Genomic DNA, 19,370 nt, shown 5'->3' on the forward strand with positions numbered 1-19,370 from the left:
TCCGGTTTTTGCGGGGCAGCTTAAACCAATTCGTGGGTCTCCAGTTATATCGTCATGATAAATAATGCAGAGCCACAGGGCCATGGTGCGACCCCTCATGAGGATCATCCCATCGAGGTGTCCCCCTATGCGAAATATATCCTGATACTCGCTGCCGTTGTAGCTGCCATATGCGGCGGCCTTTACGGCTATGATACGGGCATCATTTCCGGTGCGCTGCTATTGATCTCGGATGACTTTCATCTGAGCAGCACCATGCAGGAGATGGTGGCTTCTGCCATTCTGGCTGGCGCTATTCTGGGCGCTCTGGCGGCTGGATCTTTTTCGGAAAAATACGGTCGGCGCGCCTGTGTGACTCTGGTCAGCGGGGTGTTTGTCCTCGGTGCCCTCGCCTGTGCCTTTTCTCCCGATGTCTGGCTGCTGATCGTCTCACGCGTGTTTCTCGGCTTTGCGGTCGGTGGGTCCACGCAGGTCGTGCCGATGTACATTTCCGAGCTGGCCCCGGCGGAGAAGCGCGGTACGCTGGTCACGATGTTCAATGTGGCCATCGGACTGGGCATTCTGCTCGCCAACATCATTGGTTACACCGAGCGTGAGGCATGGGGCTGGCGGCCGATGGTAGGTCTGGCGGCTGTTCCTGCGGCCATTGTCTTCGTCTCGATGTTCTTCATGCCCAAAAGCCCGCGCTGGACGGCTGAGAATGAGGGCATGAAGCGGGCCATCATCGAGCTTGGCCGTATCCGGACCTCCAAGAAGGTGATCCGCAAGGAAGTGCGCGAAATGCGCGAGAATGCGGAATCGGCTGATCCGCGCAATCGTGGCTGGAAGGGGCTGTTCCGTCCCTGGGTGCGTCCGGCTCTGGTCGCAGCACTCGGTGTGGCGTTCTTCACCCAGTGCGGCGGGCTGGAGATGATGATCTATTACGCCCCGACCTTCCTGCGCGATGCCGGGTTCGGTGCGTCCTCGGCGCTCATGGCCTCTCTGGGTGTCGCCATAACCTACTGCATCATGACCTTCATCGGCTGTCTGATTGTCGATCGGGTCGGGCGTCGTCGTCTGATGCTGATCATGGGACCGGGCTCCATTGTGAGCCTGATCGGTCTGGGCGTCGTGTTTGCCCTGCATCCTGCGGCAGGCAGTTTCGGCTCCTATCTGGTGATCGTGTTCCTGCTGCTTTTCATGGCCTTCAACTCGGGCGGTATCCAGGTCTGTGGATGGCTGCTTGGCGCCGAGATGTTCCCGCTCTCGATGCGCGGTCAGGCTACCAGCCTTCATGCTGCAACGCTCTGGGGCTCCGATCTCCTGGTCACGGGTACGGCGCTGACACTGGTGCAGCTCATTACCCTGGGTGGAACCATGTGGTTCTACGCAGCCGTCAATCTGGCCTCCGTCGCATTCATCTTCTTCTTCGTACCCGAGACCGCCGGCGCCACACTGGAGGATATCGAGCTGGCGCTCCATGAGAAGCGCTTCCGCCCGAGCAAGGGGCAGACGCGTATCGTCTCGGAGGACGCACAGGAAGAGGCCGCAGCCTGAACCCTGCCTTCGTCCATACGGGTCCATGTCGATCGACGCGGGGCGGCCTTCCGGGGGAGGGCCGCCTCTTTTTGTGAAACTGGCGTTACGCGTGAGAAATCGCTAAAAGCGGCCTCGGAATGACTGTTGCCCATCCGACCGCAGCGCCTTCGTGCTAGGGGAAACCATGCGGAACAGGCGAGAAGTAGGATCAATATGAGCTGGCTGACCGAATACGTTCGACCGAAAATCCGTGGCCTTCTGCAGCGCGAAGTGCCGGAAAATCTCTGGACCAGCTGTGAGTCGTGCTCGCAGATGATCCTGATCAAGGATCTCGAGAAGGCCCAGCGCGTCTGCCCCCATTGCGGTCACCACGGCAAGGCGAAGGCGACCGAACGCCTCGAATGGACCTTTGACGGCGGCAAATATACCAAGATCGAACTGCCCAAGGTCCCCAGCGATCCGCTCGGATTCCGCGACCAGAAGAAATATGCCGACCGTCTGAAGGACGCCAAGACCAAGACCCATCTCGATGAGTCCCTGGCCGTCGCCCATGGCAAGATCGGCGGTCACGACGCCGTTGTTGCAGTCATGGCCTATGAGTTCATGGCGGGCACCATGGGCACCGCACTGGGTGAGGCATTCATTGCCGCATGCCGCCTGGCCGTGCTGCAGAAGGCTGCGCTGGTGATCTACACCGCCTCGGGCGGCGCGCGTATGCAGGAAGGCGTTCTTTCGCTCATGCAGATGCCGCGCACCACGATTGGCGTCGAGATGCTCAAGGATGCGGGCCTGCCCTACATCGTTGTGCTGACCAACCCGACCACGGGCGGTGTCTCGGCTTCCTTCGCGATGCTGGGCGATGTGCAGATTGCCGAGCCCGAGGCGTTGATCGCCTTTACCGGTCCGCGCGTGATTCAGGACACGGTACGCGAGAAGCTGCCCGAGGGCTTCCAGCGCTCCGAATATCTGCGTGACCACGGGATGGTGGACATGGTGGTGGCACGCCCTGAACTGCAGACCATGCTGGGCCGTCTCATCGGCATGATGATGAACAAGCCGGTTGCGGTCGAAACCGAAGCCGCCTGAAACCAGGTCTGCCCGGAAGGACCGGGCAGCTTCCTCATCCAGTACTCCCGGACAGATCATGACGACGCAGGCAGCCCCGGCCAAACTCAGCGATGAATATGAGGGCCGGACCGGCGCCATTCTGGCCCGGGTGCAGGCGCTTTATCCCAAGCTGATCGATCTTTCGCTCGCGCGTCTCGAGGCCCTTCTGGGCAAGCTCGGTCATCCAGAGCGCCATCTGCCTCCCGTGATTCATGTGGCCGGAACGAATGGCAAGGGCAGCACCTGCGCCACGCTGCGGGCGATTGCCGAAGAGGCCGGACTGGCAGTTCATGTCATGACCAGCCCTCATCTGGTCGATGTGACAGAGCGATTCCGCTTGGCTGGCAAACTGGTCAGTGAGGAAACCCTGATCGCAACCCTCGAGGAAATCGAGCGGATCAATGACGGCGCGCCAATCACGGTCTTCGAAGTCCTGACGGCTGCCGGCCTTCTGCTTTTCGCCCGCGTCCCGGCCGATCTGGCCATTCTGGAGGTGGGGCTTGGCGGGCGTCTGGATGCGACCAATGTGGTGGCGCGCCCTGCCTGCTGCGTGATCACCCCGGTCGATCTCGATCATCAGGCCTTTCTGGGTGAAACGCTTGCTCTGATTGCCGCCGAGAAGGCGGGGATCATCAAGCAGGGTGTGCCGGTTGTCACAGCCAGACAGCAGCCCGAAGCACGCGATGTCATTGCGGAGAGAGCGGCAGCGCTGGACGCACCGCTTTGGCAGGTAGGGGGCGAAATCGGCTTCACCCGGCATCCGGAGGGGACCATCGCCTATCATGACCCGCTCGGAGCGCTAGCCCTTCCAGCCCCCGGTCTCGAGGGGATGCACCAGGCAGATAACGCGGTTCTGGCCGTAGCTGCCCTGCGCGCCTCCGGGCTGGAAATTCCCGAGCGCGCCTGGGCAGGCATCGCGCACACGCAATGGCCCGCCCGCATGCAGCGTCTCGAGGGTCGGCTTGCCGCCCAGTTGCCGGAGGGCTGGGAGTTGTGGCTCGATGGTGGGCATAACCCCAATGCAGGCGAGGCCCTCTCGGCAACGCTCGCTTCCTGGCACGACAAGCCGCTCCATGTGATCGTGGGCATGAAACAGAGCAAGGATGCGTCAGGCTTCCTGCGCCCGGTGCAGGGTCATGCCACGACCCTTCATGCCGTCAGCGAAGAAGGACAGCATCTGGCCTTGCCGGTCGAGGAAATCATTCGGGCTTCGGGCGGTGTGGCGTTGTCGGGTCCTACCATCGCCTCGATCCTGCCCCGGCTGGAAGGCCCTCCTGCCCGCGTGTTGATCTGTGGAAGCCTGTATCTTGCTGGCGTGGTCCTCAGGCAGGATGGCACCCTGCCGCAATAGAGCTCCTCGATTGGGTGACGCGGCCTCCATGCATGATGAAAGCGATCGGCGGGGGTCGGCAGAGGTCTTCGAGATGTGCCCCGCGCGGTATCGGCCGCGATCTCCGCACCTTGGCCTTCGATGATAACTTCGTCAGCTAGCCGAAATTGCCTTGATCGGGCACGAATTCTCTGTATCCCGGGCTCATGGAGGACCGGGTCGAGCCTATCACGCTCCCCGTGCCGCGTAGAGTCAGGGCGCCGGGGAACAGAGCGGAACAGGGAATGCGTTATCTCGTCACCGGTGGGGCCGGATTTGTAGGCAGTCATGCCGTGCTTGGCCTGCTCGATGACGGCCATGAAGTCGTCGTGCTCGATAATTTCAGTACTGGCCATCGCGGGGCCATTCCGGCCGGAATTGACGTTCACCACGTCGATCTCATGGACGCTGCGGCAACGAATGCGGTGCTTGGCGAAGGCAGATTCGACGCTGTTCTTCACTTTGCGGCGATTTCCCTTGTCGGCGAAAGCATGGCCGATCCTCTTCGATACTTCGAACAGAACTACATTTCCTCGCTCAATCTGATACGCGCCTGCATCACGCATGACGTGCGCAAGCTTGTGTTTTCCTCCACGGCCGCCTTGTTTGGCGGCCCGGAGCGCGACGACCCCATCCCGCATGATGCGCCGATCGATCCTGGCTCGCCTTACGGCGAAAGCAAATTCATGATCGAGCGTGTGTTGCACTGGGCGGATCGCATTCACGGTCTTCGCAGCGCGTGCCTGCGTTATTTCAATGCAGCAGGGGCCGATGTGGCCGGGCGCGCCGGTGAGGACCATCGACCCGAGACGCATCTGATTCCTATCGTCATCGACGCTGCTCTGGGCCGGCGCCCGGCACTGCAGGTCTTCGGCACGGATTATCCGACCCATGATGGCTCATGTGTGCGCGATTATCTGCATGTCGGCGATCTGGCGACGGCCTATCTCAGTGCTCTGACGCAGATCGACGAGCGGAGCGTTGTCTATAATATTGGAAGTGGCCGGGGATACTCGAATATCGACGTGATCCGCTCCGTCGAGCGTGTCAGCGGCCGGAAGATCCCGTGGGAGGCCGCTCCCCGCCGCGGTGGCGATCCCGCCACGCTGATCGCCGATTCCGATGCCTTCCGGCGAGATACCGGCTGGACCCCCCGCCTGTCCGAACTCGACCATATCGTCGAAACAGCGTTTCGCTGGCGTGAAGCGCATCCAGAGGGCTACGGACTCTAAGGGCCCTCAGACGGATGAGGCGCCTCCGGGAGCGAAAGCCGGGCGTCTGATATAACGTCCCTTGCCGCGCTCGGCGCGCAGGAGCCCGTCATCCCAGGTCACGACACCCTGGCTGATCGTCTTGCGCGCAAGGCCGGTCAGGGTCATGCCCTCGTAAAGGGTATAATCGACATTCTGATGCAGGGCGTCGACCGTGACGGTACGGGTGGCCTGTGCATCCCACAGAACGAGATCGGCATCGGACCCGACAGCAATGCATCCCTTGCGGGGATAGAGGTTGAAGATGCGAGCCGTGTTGGTGGAGGTGAGGGCCACGAACTGCTCGGGTGTGAGGCGTCCGGTCGCTACTCCATGATGCCAGAGCACGCTCATGCGCTCTTCGATACCGGGAACCCCATTGGGAATTCTGGTGAAATCGTCGCGTCCGCGTTCCTTTTGCTCACGGCAGAAACAGCAATGATCGGTGGCGGTCGTCTGTAACTGGCCTGACATCAGTCCGCCCCACAGTGCCTGCTGATGGGACTTCTCCCTGAAGGGCGGGCTCATGACATGACGCGCCGCAATCAGCCAGTCCGGGTCATGATACACGGTCTCGTCGAAGACCAGATGCTGGGGCAGCACCTCCCCATAGACTTTCAGGCCTTTGAGCCGGGCCGCAGCAATGGCCTCGGTCGCTTCGCGGGTCGACACATGAACGACATAGAGTGGCGTATCCCTGAGCGCTGCCAGGGTGATCGCCCTCTGGGCGGCTTCTCCCTCGACACCGGGCGGTCGGGAAAGCGCATGAGCGTGAGGACCGGTTTCGCCCTGGGCCAGAAGCTGGGCCTGCAGAAAGGATACGGCATCGCCATTCTCGGCATGAACCGTACAGAGTGCACCGAGCTCGGCGGCGCGCTGCATGGAGCGCAGGAAGATCGCATCGTCGATCATCAACGCGTTCTTGTAAGCCATGAAATGCTTGAAGGAATTGACCCCGGCTTCGGTCACGAGCCGCCCCATATCGGCATGAACCCGATCGTCCCAATGGGTCACAGCCACATGAAATCCGTAATCTGAAGCGGCCTTTTCGGCCTTCATGCGCCATTCCTGCCAGGCTTCGTACAGAGACTGGCCCTGGCCCGGAATGACGAAATCGATCAGGCTCGTCGTACCGCCCGCCAGACCCGCCGCCGTGCCGGTATAGAAGTCATCACTCGCTGTGGTGCCCATGAAAGGCATTTCCATATGAGTGTGCGGGTCGATCCCGCCGGGCATGACCAGAAGACCGGCGGCATCCACGATTTCGCACCCTGTCGGGCATTCCAGATCGGGCCCGATCTGGGCGATCAGCCCTGCGTCATTGCACAGGATATCGGATCGATACTGGCGTTCGGCGGTGACGATGATGCCGCCCTTGATCAGGATCATGACGGTGGTCCTCTCGGGCATGGGGCCCTTGCATAGGCGTGATCGAGAATGTCGTTGTATAATCGAAATCATAGGACTAACCTGACCATATGGTCAATCTATTGCATGATGTGATGCGTGTTCTACCGGTCCTGAAAGAGTGTCGATGAACCAGGGGCAAGTAACCGGCCTGACAGGCCCCCTTACCAATGTCGATCTTGCTCCCGTCCGCGAGCGTCACTGGGCCTGGAAGGATTTCCTGTTTCTGTGGATGTCCAATGTTCACAGTGTGGCAGGCTACATGACGCTGGGCAGCTTTTTCATGATGGGCCTGCCTGTGGGGGCGGTTCTGGCCGGGTTGCTTATCGCCATTCTGTGCGTGCATCTGTTGTGCAATCTTGTGGCGGTTCCGAGCCTGAAGGCGGGCGTGCCTTTTCCGGTCGTGATACGCGGCGCGTTCGGTGTTTATGGCGCGATCATTCCGGCACTTGTGCGCGGTGTGATTGCAGTGGGCTGGTATGGCATCCAGACCTGGCTGGCTTCCAATGCCATCGTGCTCTTCATCCTGCATCTCGACCCTGCAATCATGGACTATGCCGATCTGCACCGGCATGGAGCGCTGGGACTCTCCATGCTGGGATGGGGGGCGTTCCTCTTTGTCTGGGCATTACAGATGGTGGTGTTCTGGCGCGGCATGGAGGCCATACGCCATTTTATCGACTGGGCAGGCCCTGCCATTTATGGCGTGATCCTGCTGCTCGATGGCGCATTGCTGATCAAGACGCAGGGTCAGGTCCATCTTTCAGTGCTGCCCAGGGCCGCTTTCTCCTGGAGAGAGACGCTTGCGGGGTTGCTGGCCGTGGCCTCTCTCACCCTGGCCTATTTCTCGCCAATTATTCTCAATTTCGGGGATTTTGCGCGCTACGGCCTAAGCCTGGCAGATGTGAAACGCGGGAATCTCTGGGGACTGCCGGTGAACTTCATGGCCTTCGTGGTGCTGGTGCTCACCACTCTGGTGCTCACGCAACCGGCTCTGGGCAGGTTGATCCTCGATCCTGCCGAGACGATCATACGCTTCGACAACCAGACCATCATGCTTGTGGGAACGATTACCCTCGTTGCTGCGACGATCGGAATCAACATATCGGCCAATTTCGTGTCAGCGGCGTTCGATTTCTCCAATATTGCCCCCTCAGCCATTTCATGGCGTCAGGGAGGTGTGATCGCCTCTTTCGGCGCCGTGCTGCTGACACCGTGGAACCTCTATGCCCATCCAGAACTCATTCATCTGACGCTGGATATTCTCGGCCTGTTCATTGCACCCGTAACCGGCATTCTGCTGGTCGATTATTACGGTGTTCAGAAGCAGACTCTCGATCTGCCGAGTCTATATAATCCCCGGGCGGACGGGCGCTACTGGTATCGCAGCGGGGTCAATCCTCGCGCGGTTCTTGCCCTGGCCCTTGCAGTCGCGCTGGGCCTTCTGGTGGTGTTTCTGCCCGCGCTCCATGGAGTACAGAATTTTTCCTGGGTCATCGGTTTTGTGACAGGGGGCGTATTCCACGCCCTGCTGAGCGCTCTCAGACCTGCCGCGGAAAAAGCGGCCTGAGGAGGGTCATGAAGGTTTCGAGGCCTGTCTCGAAATCGGTATCGGTCAGAGGCGCATGACCCAGGAGCGCCTCGAACTGGACCTGCATATCGGCATAGGCCTGCGTGCCCGACCAGAGCAGGGACAGGAAATGCGTCGTGTCGATGGGCGTCATCAGACCACGTGCCTGCCAGTCGCGAAAAATCAGATCATGGCGGTCAACATGGGCGCGCAGCGTCTCCTTCAGGAAGTCCTGCACCATCAACCCGCCCGAAAGCAGTTCCTGCGCGAACAGTCTCGACCCTTCTGGGCGGTTGCGTGAGAAAGCGATCTTGGCCCGCAGATAGCCCTCCACCCCTTCCAGCGGGTCACGCTCGGGCGAGAGCCAGTGATCGGCATCCTGCAGCCAGATATCGAGCAGACGGGTGAGCGTTGCGTTATAAAGCTCCTCCTTGGAGCTGTAATAATACAGGATATTCGCTTTCGGGATGGCGCACAGGGCGGCAATTTCCTCCAGCCTGGTGCCTTTCAGGCCTCTCGTCCCGAAGGTCCATTCCGCAGCATTCAGGATCTGCGGCACCATGGCCTGGCGGGGCGCACTCTGTTTCCGAGGGCGCCCGGGTTTCCCGGGGCGCCCGGCCCTGCGTCCTTCGCTGCGGCCCTCGCTGCGGTCGGCAGAAACGGTGGGGCCAGCGTCATTCTCACGAGGGTTCGACATTTCAGGGGGCGAGTCGGAGGAAGGGTCATGAGGGATCAGCTCGATCGACGTTGCGAGGCTCTGCGTCATGTCGCCCGTTCCCCTCCGATAGGCTATCGTTTTCGCAACGTAACAGACATTTCCCGCTTCAGAAAACCCTGTCAGCGCGCAGAATCGCGCCAAGCAGGACATTCGCACCGGCTTCCGCTTCGGCCTCGGTGATGCTCTCCGCCTCGTTGTGGCTCAACCCGTCGCGGCAGGGCACAAAGATCATGGCTGTCGGCGTGATGCGTGCCATATAGGCGGCATCATGACCGGGACCTGAGACGATTTCTCTCGGGGTGTATCCCGCCTCTTTTGCCGAATCGGTCACGATATCGATGCAGCGTCGGTCGAACGGGACGGCTGGGGCATCCCAGATCTGGCGGATCGAGAGCGTGACCTTGCCGGACTCGGCCACGGAGTCGAGCGCGGTGAGCAGGCTTTTTTCCATTTCGGCCAGAGCGGCGTCATCCGGGTGGCGCAGATCGATGGTGAAGAAGGTCTCACCTGGCACGACATTATGGCTGTTGGGCCGGTTTTCGATCAGCCCGACGGTGCCCAGTCCCAGGGGAGCGTGATCCTGCGCCACACGCGAGACGGCTGCGATCATGGAGGCAGCAGCCGAGAGGGTATCGGCGCGCATGGTCATGGGCGTCGAGCCCGCATGGGCGTCGCGCCCGGTCACGGTGGCTTCGTACCAGCGCATGCCCTGTACACCGGTTACCGAGCCGATCACGTAATCTTCGGCCTCAAGGATAGGTCCCTGCTCGATATGCAACTCGAAATACGCCGCGACTGGGTGATCGCCGCATTGCTGCTCGCCACGATAGGCGATGGCGTCCAGCGCATCGCCAAACCGTTCTCCGGCGCGATCACGCTTGTCGAGCACCTCTTCTTCCGTGAAAGCGCCTGCAAAGGCGCCTGAGCACATCATGGGGGGCGAAAACCGCGACCCTTCCTCATTGGTCCAGTTGATCAGTTCGATGGGGTGGCGGGTGACATGACCCGATTCACGCAGGGCGCGCAGCACGGCCAGCCCGCCCAGAACCCCCAGAATGCCGTCGAACTTGCCGCCCGTCGGCTGCGTGTCGAGATGGCTTCCCATGGTGATGGGGGGCAGGGTCGGGTCCTGCCCCTCCAGACGGGCGAACATGTTCCCCAGGCGATCGACGGTCATGGTGCAGCCCAGAGCCGTACAGGCCGAGGCAAACCAGTCACGTACCTGCCGGTCTTCCTCCGTCAGGGTCAGGCGCTTGATCCCGCCTTTTTCCGTACCGCCAAAACGGGCTGTCTCCATCAGATCGGCCCAGAGGGCGCGGCCATCGATACGGATATTGCTCATGAGGCGGGGAGTCCTTTCAGGCGGAGAGACGATGCGGATTGAGAGGATGCTCCAACCAAGTCATCTCGCCGTCAACTGGCTGCGGCGTCATGGTGATGCACTCATCCACCGGGCAGACATGGGCGCAGAGATTGCAGCCCACGCATTCCTCGTCGATCACGCTGTATTCGCGGCGGTTCGGTCCGGTGCTCTTGGCGATGGCCTGATGCGACGTATCCTCGCAGGCAATATGGCACAGGCCGCACCCGACGCAGCTTTCCTGGTCGATCTGCGCGATGGTGCGGAACTTCATGTTGAGCTGGTTCCAGGGCACAAAGCGCGACACGGCCCGCCCGCTCAGATCGGGCAGGGTCGCGTATTCCTTGCTGTCCATCCAGTTCGAAAGCCCGTCGATCATGTCTTCGACGATGCGGAACCCGTAATGCATGGCCGCCGTGCAGACCTGAAGCGCGCTCGACCCCATGGCGAGGAATTCGGCGGAGTCTCGCCAGTTGCTGATGCCCCCCATCCCGGAAATGGGAATACCCGCCATTTCGGGGTCGCGGGCAATCTCGCCGATCATGCGCAGCGCGATAGGCTTGACCGCCGGGCCGCAATAGCCGCCATGCGTGCCCTTGCCGCCCACAACCGGCATGGGAGCCATGGCGTCCAGATCGACCCCGATGACCGACTGGATGGTGTTGATGAGTGACACCGCATCGGCACCGCCGCGGCGTGCGGCACGGGCAGGCATGAGGATATTGGTAACATTGGGGGTGAGCTTGACGATGACCGGCATGCGCGTGTTCTGCTTGCACCAGCGCGTGACCATCTCGACATATTCGGGCACCTGCCCCACGGCAGAGCCCATATTGCGCTCGGACATGCCATGCGGGCAGCCGAAATTCAGCTCGATCCCGTCCGCCCCTGTCTCCTCGATGAGCGGTAATATGGCTTTCCAGCGATGTTCCTCGCACGGCACCATGAGGCTTACGATGAGCGCCCGATCCGGGAAATCGCGCTTCACGCGCTTGATCTCGGCAATATTGGTCGCGAGCGGGCGGTCGGAAATCAGCTCGATGTTATTGAGCCCCATCAGGCGCTTGCCTTCAAACTGGAGCGCGCCATAGCGCGAGCTGAGATTGACCACAGGCGGGTCTTCTCCCAGGGTTTTCCAGACCACACCGCCCCATCCCGCCTCATAGGCGCGGCGGACATTATATTCCTTGTCGGTTGGCGGGGCAGAGGCCAGCCAGAAAGGATTGGGAGAGGTAATCCCGGCGAAATTGGTGCGCAGATCGGCCATGATCAGGGGGCTCCCGTGCGGGAAGAAGAGAGATCGGTAAGGGTAAGATCGTCATGAATGGCTTTGGCGGCCTCGCGCCCGTCGCGTACGGCCGCCACGGTCAGGTCTTCGCCAGCGGTGCAATCGCCACCGGCATAGACACCGCCCAGAGTGGTGCGGCCCTTCTCATCGACCACCAGACGCCCGTTCTCGACGAGGATCTGGTCCTGGGCAATCGGATCGGGGATGAAGACCTGACCGATCGCCTTGAGCACCATATCGGCGCCAAGCGTGAACTCGGCAGGGGGCGCCTGAGGAGGCATTCCGGGGAGAGTTCCGGAGACGGACGGGGGATCGGTGCGCCTGAAGGTCACGCCAGTCAGCGCCCCCGCCTCTGTTTCAAGGCGTATGGGGGCGGCCCACAGGCGCAGCGTCACCCCATTTGTCTGTGCCCAGTCGCGTTCGACCTCGGTCGCGGACATGGTGGCTTCGCCACGACGATAGACAAGTGTGACCTCTTCCGCACCGAGTCTCCTGGCCTGCACTGCGGCATCAATGGCCGTATTGCCCCCGCCGATCACGACAACGCGTCGTCCCACCGGGGTTGTAGCCAGCGGTTGGGAGCGCAGATCTTCGATGAAGGCCACCGCATCCTGTACGCCGTGGATCGACTCATCCGGCAGGCCAAGGGCGCGCACGCCCGAAAGGCCGATCGCCAGAAACACCGCATCATGTTCCTGACGCAGCGTGGCGAGACTGAGAGTCTCACCCAGAACCGTCCCGCCGCGATAGGTGATGCCGCCTATGGCGAAGAGGAAATCGATCTCTTTCTGGGCGAAATCATCGGCCAGCTTATAAGCGGCGACGCCATATTCATTGAGCCCGCCGGGGCGCGTATGGCGGTCATAAAGCGTGACGTCATGTCCGAGCATGGCCAGCCGGTGCGCGCAGGCAAGCCCGGCAGGGCCGGCGCCCATGACGGCCACATGACGGCCGGTAGGGGCAGCCCGTCCGAAGGGATGGGCAGGTTGCGCCATTTGCCAGTCGGTCGCGAAACGCTGCAACGCGCCGATACGCACGGGCTTGTGCGTTTCGATAGCGGTATGAACGCATTTCTGCTCGCATAATATCTCGGTCGGGCAGACACGTGCGCATGACCCGCCGAGGATATTCGATTGCAAGATGGTCCGGGCAGCGCCCGCCGTGTTTTTTGAGGCGATCGCCTTGATGAAACGCGGGATGTCGATATCGGTGGGGCAGGCCTCGATACAGGGGGCATCGTAACAATAGAAGCAGCGATCGGCCTCCAGCGCTGCCTGCTCGGCGGTCAGGCCCGGATGCGCATCGGCAAAATTCCGGGCCAGCATGTCATCACTCAGGCGTCCACAGGCAATATCGGGCGGCATGGAATAATCCGATTCTGTTTGTTCCGTAAAACGAACGTTACGATCAGATCTGCTGGCGCTGCAAGTATATTTTGACCAGATGTTCAGGTTTTTGGCGGGCAGAAGATATCCCCCCGCCCGGGTGCTTCAGAACCCCGTCGAGAGCGACACCGAAATGGCGAAGGTCGGCTGGATGGTATAGAGCGGCGACGACCCGGCGATGTTCGTGCCGTAGATACCCCGTACGGTTCCGGTATTCGAGGTGAAGGCGTAGACGGCGTTACGATAGATCGAGCCGATCATGTTCTGCATGTTGATCTGCACCTGAGGGGAGTGCAGAAAGCCTGTCTGGTGCAGTCGATAGCCCAGCGTGACGTTATTATTGATGTAGCCGGGCATTTTCTCGTCATTGACGAGTGTCGCATACTGCGCCCCGATATATTTGAGCCCGAGATTGGCAAAGAAACTGCCGTCATCCCAGTCCAGCCCGAGCCCCGCCTGATATTTCGGCGCAGAAACGGCCCGCTTGCCCCGCGTCGGCAGAAGATCGCCATCGATCGGGATGTTGTTATCGATCCGCGCATCGAGATACTCAAAGCTCGCATAGGGCCGCAGATGGTGCAGGATGGGCCGTGTGCCGATTTGCAGATCGACACCGCGTGAGGTCTGACCGCCGGCATTCAGGGTCATGGGGGTGAGCGCGCCATTGACGTAGCTGTTGAGCGCCAATTGGCGATTGGTGAAATTGTAATTGAAGAACGAGATCTCGCCCACGATCAGGTCGTCATGATAGCGATAACCGAGTTCCTCTTCGATGGAATATTCTGGTTTGACGGTGGAGGGGGCAGTTTGCAGCGACCCTCCGGCGGGGCTGTAGAGCTCGAAAAGCGTGCTGTTATTGGTGGTGCGAAAATTGGTCACACCCAGCACGTAGAGCTCGGAATGCTTGTCCAGCACATAGCGTGCGCTCACCTGTGGCAAAGGCTCGAAAATATTCTGTCCCCGCCGGTCATTCGACACCGGGACATAGCTGTCTATCCCGCGTGAAACCATGGCGGCACGCAATCCTGCCTTGAGTTCCAGCCTGTCGCGCAGGAGCGAGAGCCTATCGCCCAGATAGAGCATGTTGATCTGGGTGAAGCTGTTATAGTCAGAGGCGTACCATTTCCTGCCCGATGACGTGCGATAGATCAGTGGGCCGTAATCGCCGTAGATATTCTCCGGTCCGCCATCGACGGGGTTGATGCGCGATACGGGTGTCGCCTGGTTCATGCGCGACCATTCATACCACCAGCCGAAGGTGAGGGTGTTCTTCCCGGCCGTCCAGTCGAGCGAGGCATTATTGCCCGCGCGATGATAGCTGTAATAATTGGGCGTGTAGATGAGTTGTGAGGTCGTGCTGCTGATGCGCCCGTCACCATTCAGATCGACACTGACCGGTGAAGACCCCGAATAGGTCGCGCCCTCGGTTGCCAGAGCCGCGCCACCGATGGAGCCCGATCCCCACCACAGATAGGGCGTGTCATGAAAATGCAGCCCATGTCCCAGATCGAGCTCGGTCGGTGCCGAAGTCACCAGATTCTGGAACGCATCCAGCGCATAGAGGTGATAGCCAAGCCCGTCCTTGTACGAGCGTGAGAGATCATTGCCCGCGCCATAACGGGCGAATTCCGATGCCGTGGGCCAGCGGCTGAATTGCAGCGTGTTATCATTATAGCTCATGACCAGCGAGGTGTGGCTGTGCTGGGCAATATCCTTGACCAGCTTGAAATCGACATGCTTGCGCATATTGGTGCCGGGCCCACGCCAGTTATTGGCGCGCGTGTAGGAAAACGAGGCAAAGGCGCGTACGCCGCTATGACCGATATCGCCGGTATCGGCACGTATCAGACCGCGCGCCAGATTATAGGTGCCATAGGTCATGTTCACATAGCCTTCGCGATGATGCGAAGGATCGCGGAGAGTGGCATAGGCACTGCCTGCAGCTGCCGCAACGGTCGGGGTCGAGAGATCCACAGAACCGGGCATGAGCGAGACCTGCTGCAGGTTGTCGCCGTCCGATGTCTGATTGGCGTAAAACCCGCCCGAGCCGATATCGCTGACCGGCACCCCCTCGTAAATCCAGCCGATCTGATCGCCCGGTAGCCCGCGCAGATACATATTGCCCCCCACGATGCCATAGGGGTCCATGAGGGCGATATAGGCTGAGGGCTCGAGTGCCAGAACCTGCACGGGATTGGCTGTGGGGGATTGCTTGGCAATGAAATCCCGCGTGACGGTCTGGATCGTGCCAGCGCGCGTCTCGCGGCGAATCAGCCCGCCGCCCACCTGCTGCCCGGTTACACCATTCGATGTTTTGTGGGAGGGGGCGGCCACCGTGATTTCTTCCGGTTTTCGGGGTCCGTGCAGATTGGTCCGCGGAGTTTTTGCGCTGTGGGAGGGCGTCAGGGGGGATGCCGATACATACGGTATCGAAACGAATAAGGGGGCAAGAAGCAAGCCAATGCGACGGGAAATCATATTATCTCCGCAATATTTCGATTCCGTTCGTAACTCAGCCTATCCATAAGCTGCCTAAATGGACAAGAAATTTCTGCCCTCGCTACGCGTCAGTTCCGGGCCATGGTTTTGCGCCAGAGCTTAAAATCGGCGAAGCTGCCATGGGACGCCAGAGGAGCAGGAGGGGGCATCATGGAAATGATCGGGCTGATTGGCGGGATGAGCTGGGAAAGCTCGGCCATGTATTATCGTCTGCTCAATGAGGGCGTACGCGCCCGGCTCGGGCCGTCCGCTTCAGCACGCTGTCTGCTCTGGTCGTTCGACTTTGCCGAGATCAAGGCGCTCCAGCATCGCGGCGCGTGGAGCGAGCTGACGCGGTTGATGATTGGCGCGGCGCGTCACCTTGAGAATGCGGGGGCAAATCATATCGTGATCTGCACAAACACCATGCATCGTATGGCAGACGAAATTCAGGCGGCTATCTCCATCCCGCTTTTGCACATTGCTGACCCGACAGCCCGGAATATCGGGGCAATGAGGCTGACACGCATCGGATTGCTCGGCACGGCTTTCACCATGGAACAGGATTTCTACAAGGGCCGCCTCCAGCGCCAATACGGGCTCGACGTCATTGTGCCGGATGACGACGATCGGAAAGACGTCCATCGGATCATCTATGATGAACTCGTCGCCGGACAGATCCGTACCGAATCCCGTGCACTATATCGGGATATCATCGCGCGCCTCGTCGCGCGCGGGGCCGAGGGTGTTATTCTCGGCTGCACCGAAATCATGCTTCTGGTCGGCCCTGAGGATTCGGAGGTGCCGCTTTTCGACACGACAGCCCTGCATGTCGAAGCCGCTATAGAAGCGGCAATCGGTGCACGCCCAGAAAGCCTGTAAAATCACCACCTCCCCCATTGCCGCATCGAGCACGACAATAGCAAGCTGCCAGAGCGGGCCACTCTTAAGCGGTGGGCGCTGGCGTCGTGGCGCGCAGCGAGGAGGCGCCTATCTTTCTCTCCGTGTCGCAGAACCGGTTCGGGGCCGACAGAACTTCTCCATGGGACCGGGGCCCGTTCGTTTGCACGGTGCTCAGCTTGCTCATCGTGGTGTCGTGATAGTCAGCCCCCTGCGAGACGCTCTTGATAATGGGCGAGCACCGGGGCAGCACCGTGACTGGAAAATACTTTTGCCAGACCCGAGGCGGCTCTCATGGCAGCGCGTTCCGCACGCGATATCAGGACTGCCTCATAGTCTTGCAGGGAGGTCATACCGTTTTCCTTCATCAGGGCGTTGGCAAGATCGAGAGCATCGGCCAGAGCCAGATTCACGCCTTCACCGCTGAATGGGGACATCAGATGCGCTGCATCACCCAGAAGCATGACCGCGGGATGCGCCCTCCATTTCGTGCCGATGGGCATTGCGTAAAGGGGACGAACGCCGAGAAAGTCACCCTCGGCGAGAAGCCGCCGCAGATCGGGTGACCATGAAGAAAAATTCTGTGCCATATGCGCGCGCGCACTTTTTGGCGATACCTCACGCAGGGCCAGAGCCGCCTCTTCTGCCATGCGCATACCCGCGTAGAAGCGGATATGCCCCCCGCCATTGCGCTGCAATATCAGCGCGCGGTTGTCGCCCACCGCAAACATCTTGCCACGCCCGACAAGGGTGGCTGGATGGGGGTCACGCTTCTCCTCGAAGCCGAGTTCGAGGAAGACGACACCTGCATAAGCAGGTCCGATCTCTGTGAGAAAAGGGCGGACACGCGACCATGCCCCGTCCGCGCCGATCACGACGTCATAGAGTTCGGGTCCATCGGGGCACAGCACCGAGACTTTCTTGCCCGAGACGGTAACTCCTCGAACACGTTGACTCCAGCGCACGGTGCCGGGCCTCAGCGATTCCAGCAGGATACGGCGCAGATCCCCCCGGTCGATCTCGGGACGGTTCATGCCATGGCCATCATGGTCGAAAATCAGACGCCCGGTCTCGTCATAGAGCCGGTCGCCCTGATCTTCGGGGCGTGCACAGGCCATGAAGGCATCTTCCAGACCGGCTGCCTGCATCGCTTTCTGGCCCGTCTCATCGTGCAGATCGAGCGAGCCGCCCTGCGGCCTCTCCGCCGCATGGGAATCGCGTTCGAGAACGGTCACCTTCACGCCCCGTCTTTGCAGTAGGCGGGCAAGCAACAGGCCGCCCGGCCCGCCGCCAACGATCCCGATATGCCTGTTCATTGTCTGCAATGCCCCTCTGATTTACATAGGAGACTATATAGAATAAACATAGGACGCTATGCAATGACCGATACTCCCTGGAACCCTCTCGATCATGCGGGGCATTACCTCAGTCGCATCGGGCGTGGTCTGACACGGATCGGCGATGCGCGACTTCGGCCGCTCGGCCTTGCGACTGCGCAATTACCGGTACTTTCGATGCTGCAGAACGGGGAGCGGCGGACGCAAAAGGAGCTTGCAACCCTGGCGAAGGTCGAGCAGCCGACCATGGCGCAATTACTGTCACGGATGGAGCGCGATGGTCTGGTCCGTCGCGAGGCCGACCCGGACGACCGGCGCAGCAGTCTTGTTTCACTGACCGATCTGGCACTCGAGCGCTTGCCTGCGGGGCGCGAGGTGCTGCGTCAGGGCAATGCCGATATGACGAGAGGCCTGACAGCGGAGGAGAAGAAAACGCTCATTGCCCTGCTGCAACGTGTCCTGGAGAATGTCGAGGCCCTTTGACCTCGATTGGGAAAATGCACGGGCTGGAAAAATACAGGAGGCCCATGCGTTTTGCAGCGCAGCGGTGACAGAGGACTGTTCAACGACAGGACTTCCGGAGCATAGTCTCTGAGCGTTCACGCGATCAGGTACCGGATGTATCCCGCCTGCACGCAGACCTTGCTTAGAAAAAAGCCACTGAAAATTGTCGATCAACCGGGAAATCTGTTTTCAGGGTTAATTTCCGGGTGACCTCTCTCTAACCTGGTCGTCATGGATATCAGCGGACTCGACCTGAACCTTCTCAAGGCCTTTGAGGCGCTTTACATTGAGCGTCATGTGACCCGTGCCGGCATGCGTATCGGTCTCAGCCAGTCCGCGATGAGCGGTGCACTGACGCGCCTGCGCGACCTGTTTTCCGATGAGCTTTTTATTCGTAGTCCTGCCGCCATGCAGCCTACGAGGCGTGCCCAGGAACTCGCCCTGCCTATAGGCCGCGCGCTGAACATGCTGCGTGACGGGCTGGGCATGGAAACGCAGGAACCTGCGCAATTCGATGCGACCCTGACCCTCGCCCTGACCGATTATGCCGCTTTCGTACTCCTGCCGGGGCTCATGGCACGGCTGGGAGTTCAGGCACCCCGGCTTGGCATACATGTGCGGGGCATGTTCGGTCGGGAGGAGGCTCTCAATCTGCTCGATCAGGGCGAGGCCGATCTGGCGATCGGTTTTCCGGTCGAGGCGTCTGCCCGCCTGGTATCTCACCCCCTGTTACAGGAAGGGTTTTCCTGTGTGGCGCGTCGCGGTCATCCGGCTTTCGATCAAGGAGCAGATCTCGCAGCGTTCATCCGCGCACCACATCTGCTCGTATCGCCTGAAGGAGACCGGAGCGGGCTGGTCGATCGCATGCTGGCGGAGCGTGGCCTGGCGCGCCACGTTGCACTGAGCCTGCCCCAGTTTCTCGTTGCACCTTTCGTGATCGACGAAACCGATCTCATTGCCACTCTTTCCACACGGGTTGCAGAGCGTTTTGCACGGGAAGGGGGCGGATTGGCTATCTTCGAACCACCCCTGCCATTGCCCCAATGGACGCTTTCCATGATGTGGCATCGGCGCACCGATAACCACGAGGCGCTGCGCTGGTTACGCGCTCAGCTGGTCGCGCTTGCGGGCACGCTCTGACGTTATCCACGGCACCGATGATGGCTTATCAGAACTCTC

General features: G+C 60.6%; 15 protein-coding genes. 8 read left to right on the forward strand and 7 right to left on the reverse strand.

What is annotated here, in order from left to right:
• Positions 1 to 54: 54 nt before the first annotated feature.
• The 4 genes from AA0535_RS08955 to galE all read left to right on the forward strand — a co-directional run bounded on the left by AA0535_RS08955 (position 55) and on the right by galE (position 5,226).
• Positions 55 to 1,536 carry a sugar porter family MFS transporter gene (locus AA0535_RS08955; protein WP_264815645.1) on the forward strand — a complete coding sequence of 494 codons (1,482 nt, stop codon included), beginning with the start codon at positions 55 to 57 and terminating at the stop codon, positions 1,534 to 1,536.
• 195 nt (positions 1,537 to 1,731) lie between these two features.
• Positions 1,732 to 2,604: an acetyl-CoA carboxylase, carboxyltransferase subunit beta gene (gene accD / locus AA0535_RS08960; protein WP_127103622.1), complete on the forward strand. Its 873-nt coding sequence runs from the start codon at positions 1,732 to 1,734 to the stop codon at positions 2,602 to 2,604.
• Between the two features lie 58 nt (positions 2,605 to 2,662).
• Entirely contained in the window at positions 2,663 to 3,976 is a 1,314-nt protein-coding gene (locus tag AA0535_RS08965; protein ID WP_264815646.1) for a bifunctional folylpolyglutamate synthase/dihydrofolate synthase, read from the forward strand.
• Positions 3,977 to 4,239: 263 nt separating this feature from the next.
• Complete coding sequence (gene galE / locus AA0535_RS08970; RefSeq protein WP_264815648.1) at positions 4,240 to 5,226, forward strand: UDP-glucose 4-epimerase GalE; 987 nt, start codon at positions 4,240 to 4,242, stop codon at positions 5,224 to 5,226.
• Between the two features lie 6 nt (positions 5,227 to 5,232).
• Here galE and hydA read toward each other — a convergent pair whose 3' ends face one another.
• Positions 5,233 to 6,633 carry a dihydropyrimidinase gene (gene hydA / locus AA0535_RS08975; RefSeq protein WP_264815649.1) on the reverse strand — a complete coding sequence of 467 codons (1,401 nt, stop codon included), beginning with the start codon at positions 6,631 to 6,633 and terminating at the stop codon, positions 5,233 to 5,235.
• 145 nt (positions 6,634 to 6,778) lie between these two features.
• On the opposite strand from hydA, the gene AA0535_RS08980 reads away from it, so the two are divergent.
• On the forward strand, positions 6,779 to 8,221 hold the full coding sequence (locus tag AA0535_RS08980; protein WP_264815650.1) for an NCS1 family nucleobase:cation symporter-1: 1,443 nt from the start codon (positions 6,779 to 6,781) through the stop codon (positions 8,219 to 8,221).
• On the opposite strand, the gene AA0535_RS08985 is transcribed toward AA0535_RS08980, so the two are convergent.
• The 5 genes from AA0535_RS08985 to AA0535_RS09005 all read right to left on the reverse strand — a co-directional run bounded on the left by AA0535_RS08985 (position 8,193) and on the right by AA0535_RS09005 (position 15,306).
• Positions 8,193 to 8,987, reverse strand: coding sequence for a TetR family transcriptional regulator C-terminal domain-containing protein (locus AA0535_RS08985; RefSeq protein ID WP_264815651.1), 795 nt, complete (start codon positions 8,985 to 8,987; stop codon positions 8,193 to 8,195). The two genes, AA0535_RS08980 and AA0535_RS08985, sit on opposite strands and share 29 nt — an antisense overlap.
• 58 nt (positions 8,988 to 9,045) lie before the next feature.
• Positions 9,046 to 10,281 carry a M20 family metallo-hydrolase gene (locus AA0535_RS08990; protein ID WP_264815652.1) on the reverse strand — a complete coding sequence of 412 codons (1,236 nt, stop codon included), beginning with the start codon at positions 10,279 to 10,281 and terminating at the stop codon, positions 9,046 to 9,048.
• A 16-nt stretch (positions 10,282 to 10,297) separates the two neighbouring features.
• Positions 10,298 to 11,566, reverse strand: coding sequence for an NAD-dependent dihydropyrimidine dehydrogenase subunit PreA (gene preA / locus AA0535_RS08995; protein ID WP_264815654.1), 1,269 nt, complete (start codon positions 11,564 to 11,566; stop codon positions 10,298 to 10,300).
• A 2-nt stretch (positions 11,567 to 11,568) separates the two neighbouring features.
• The gene (locus AA0535_RS09000) at positions 11,569 to 12,951 is read right to left on the reverse strand and encodes an NAD(P)-dependent oxidoreductase (RefSeq protein WP_264815655.1); all 1,383 of its coding nucleotides are present in this window, start codon (positions 12,949 to 12,951) and stop codon (positions 11,569 to 11,571) included.
• 126 nt (positions 12,952 to 13,077) lie between these two features.
• A complete protein-coding gene (locus tag AA0535_RS09005; protein WP_264815656.1) occupies positions 13,078 to 15,306 on the reverse strand; it encodes a TonB-dependent receptor in 2,229 nt (742 codons plus the stop codon).
• 315 nt (positions 15,307 to 15,621) lie between these two features.
• Between AA0535_RS09005 and AA0535_RS09010 the strand changes: the two genes are divergently transcribed.
• Positions 15,622 to 16,332 carry an aspartate/glutamate racemase family protein gene (locus AA0535_RS09010; protein WP_264815658.1) on the forward strand — a complete coding sequence of 237 codons (711 nt, stop codon included), beginning with the start codon at positions 15,622 to 15,624 and terminating at the stop codon, positions 16,330 to 16,332.
• Positions 16,333 to 16,553: 221 nt separating this feature from the next.
• Here AA0535_RS09010 and AA0535_RS09015 read toward each other — a convergent pair whose 3' ends face one another.
• The gene (locus AA0535_RS09015; RefSeq protein WP_264815659.1) at positions 16,554 to 17,666 is read right to left on the reverse strand and encodes an FAD-dependent oxidoreductase; all 1,113 of its coding nucleotides are present in this window, start codon (positions 17,664 to 17,666) and stop codon (positions 16,554 to 16,556) included.
• A gap of 63 nt (positions 17,667 to 17,729) precedes the next feature.
• On the opposite strand from AA0535_RS09015, the gene AA0535_RS09020 reads away from it, so the two are divergent.
• Together AA0535_RS09020 and AA0535_RS09025 are read left to right on the forward strand one after the other, a co-directional pair.
• On the forward strand, positions 17,730 to 18,170 hold the full coding sequence (locus AA0535_RS09020; protein ID WP_264815660.1) for a MarR family winged helix-turn-helix transcriptional regulator: 441 nt from the start codon (positions 17,730 to 17,732) through the stop codon (positions 18,168 to 18,170).
• A gap of 252 nt (positions 18,171 to 18,422) precedes the next feature.
• Positions 18,423 to 19,331, forward strand: coding sequence for a LysR family transcriptional regulator (locus tag AA0535_RS09025; protein WP_264815661.1), 909 nt, complete (start codon positions 18,423 to 18,425; stop codon positions 19,329 to 19,331).
• Positions 19,332 to 19,370 lie beyond the last annotated feature (39 nt).

Origin of the sequence: Asaia krungthepensis NRIC 0535 (genome assembly GCF_025995175.1) — a bacterium.
Classification (GTDB): Bacteria; Pseudomonadota; Alphaproteobacteria; order Acetobacterales; family Acetobacteraceae; genus Asaia; species Asaia krungthepensis.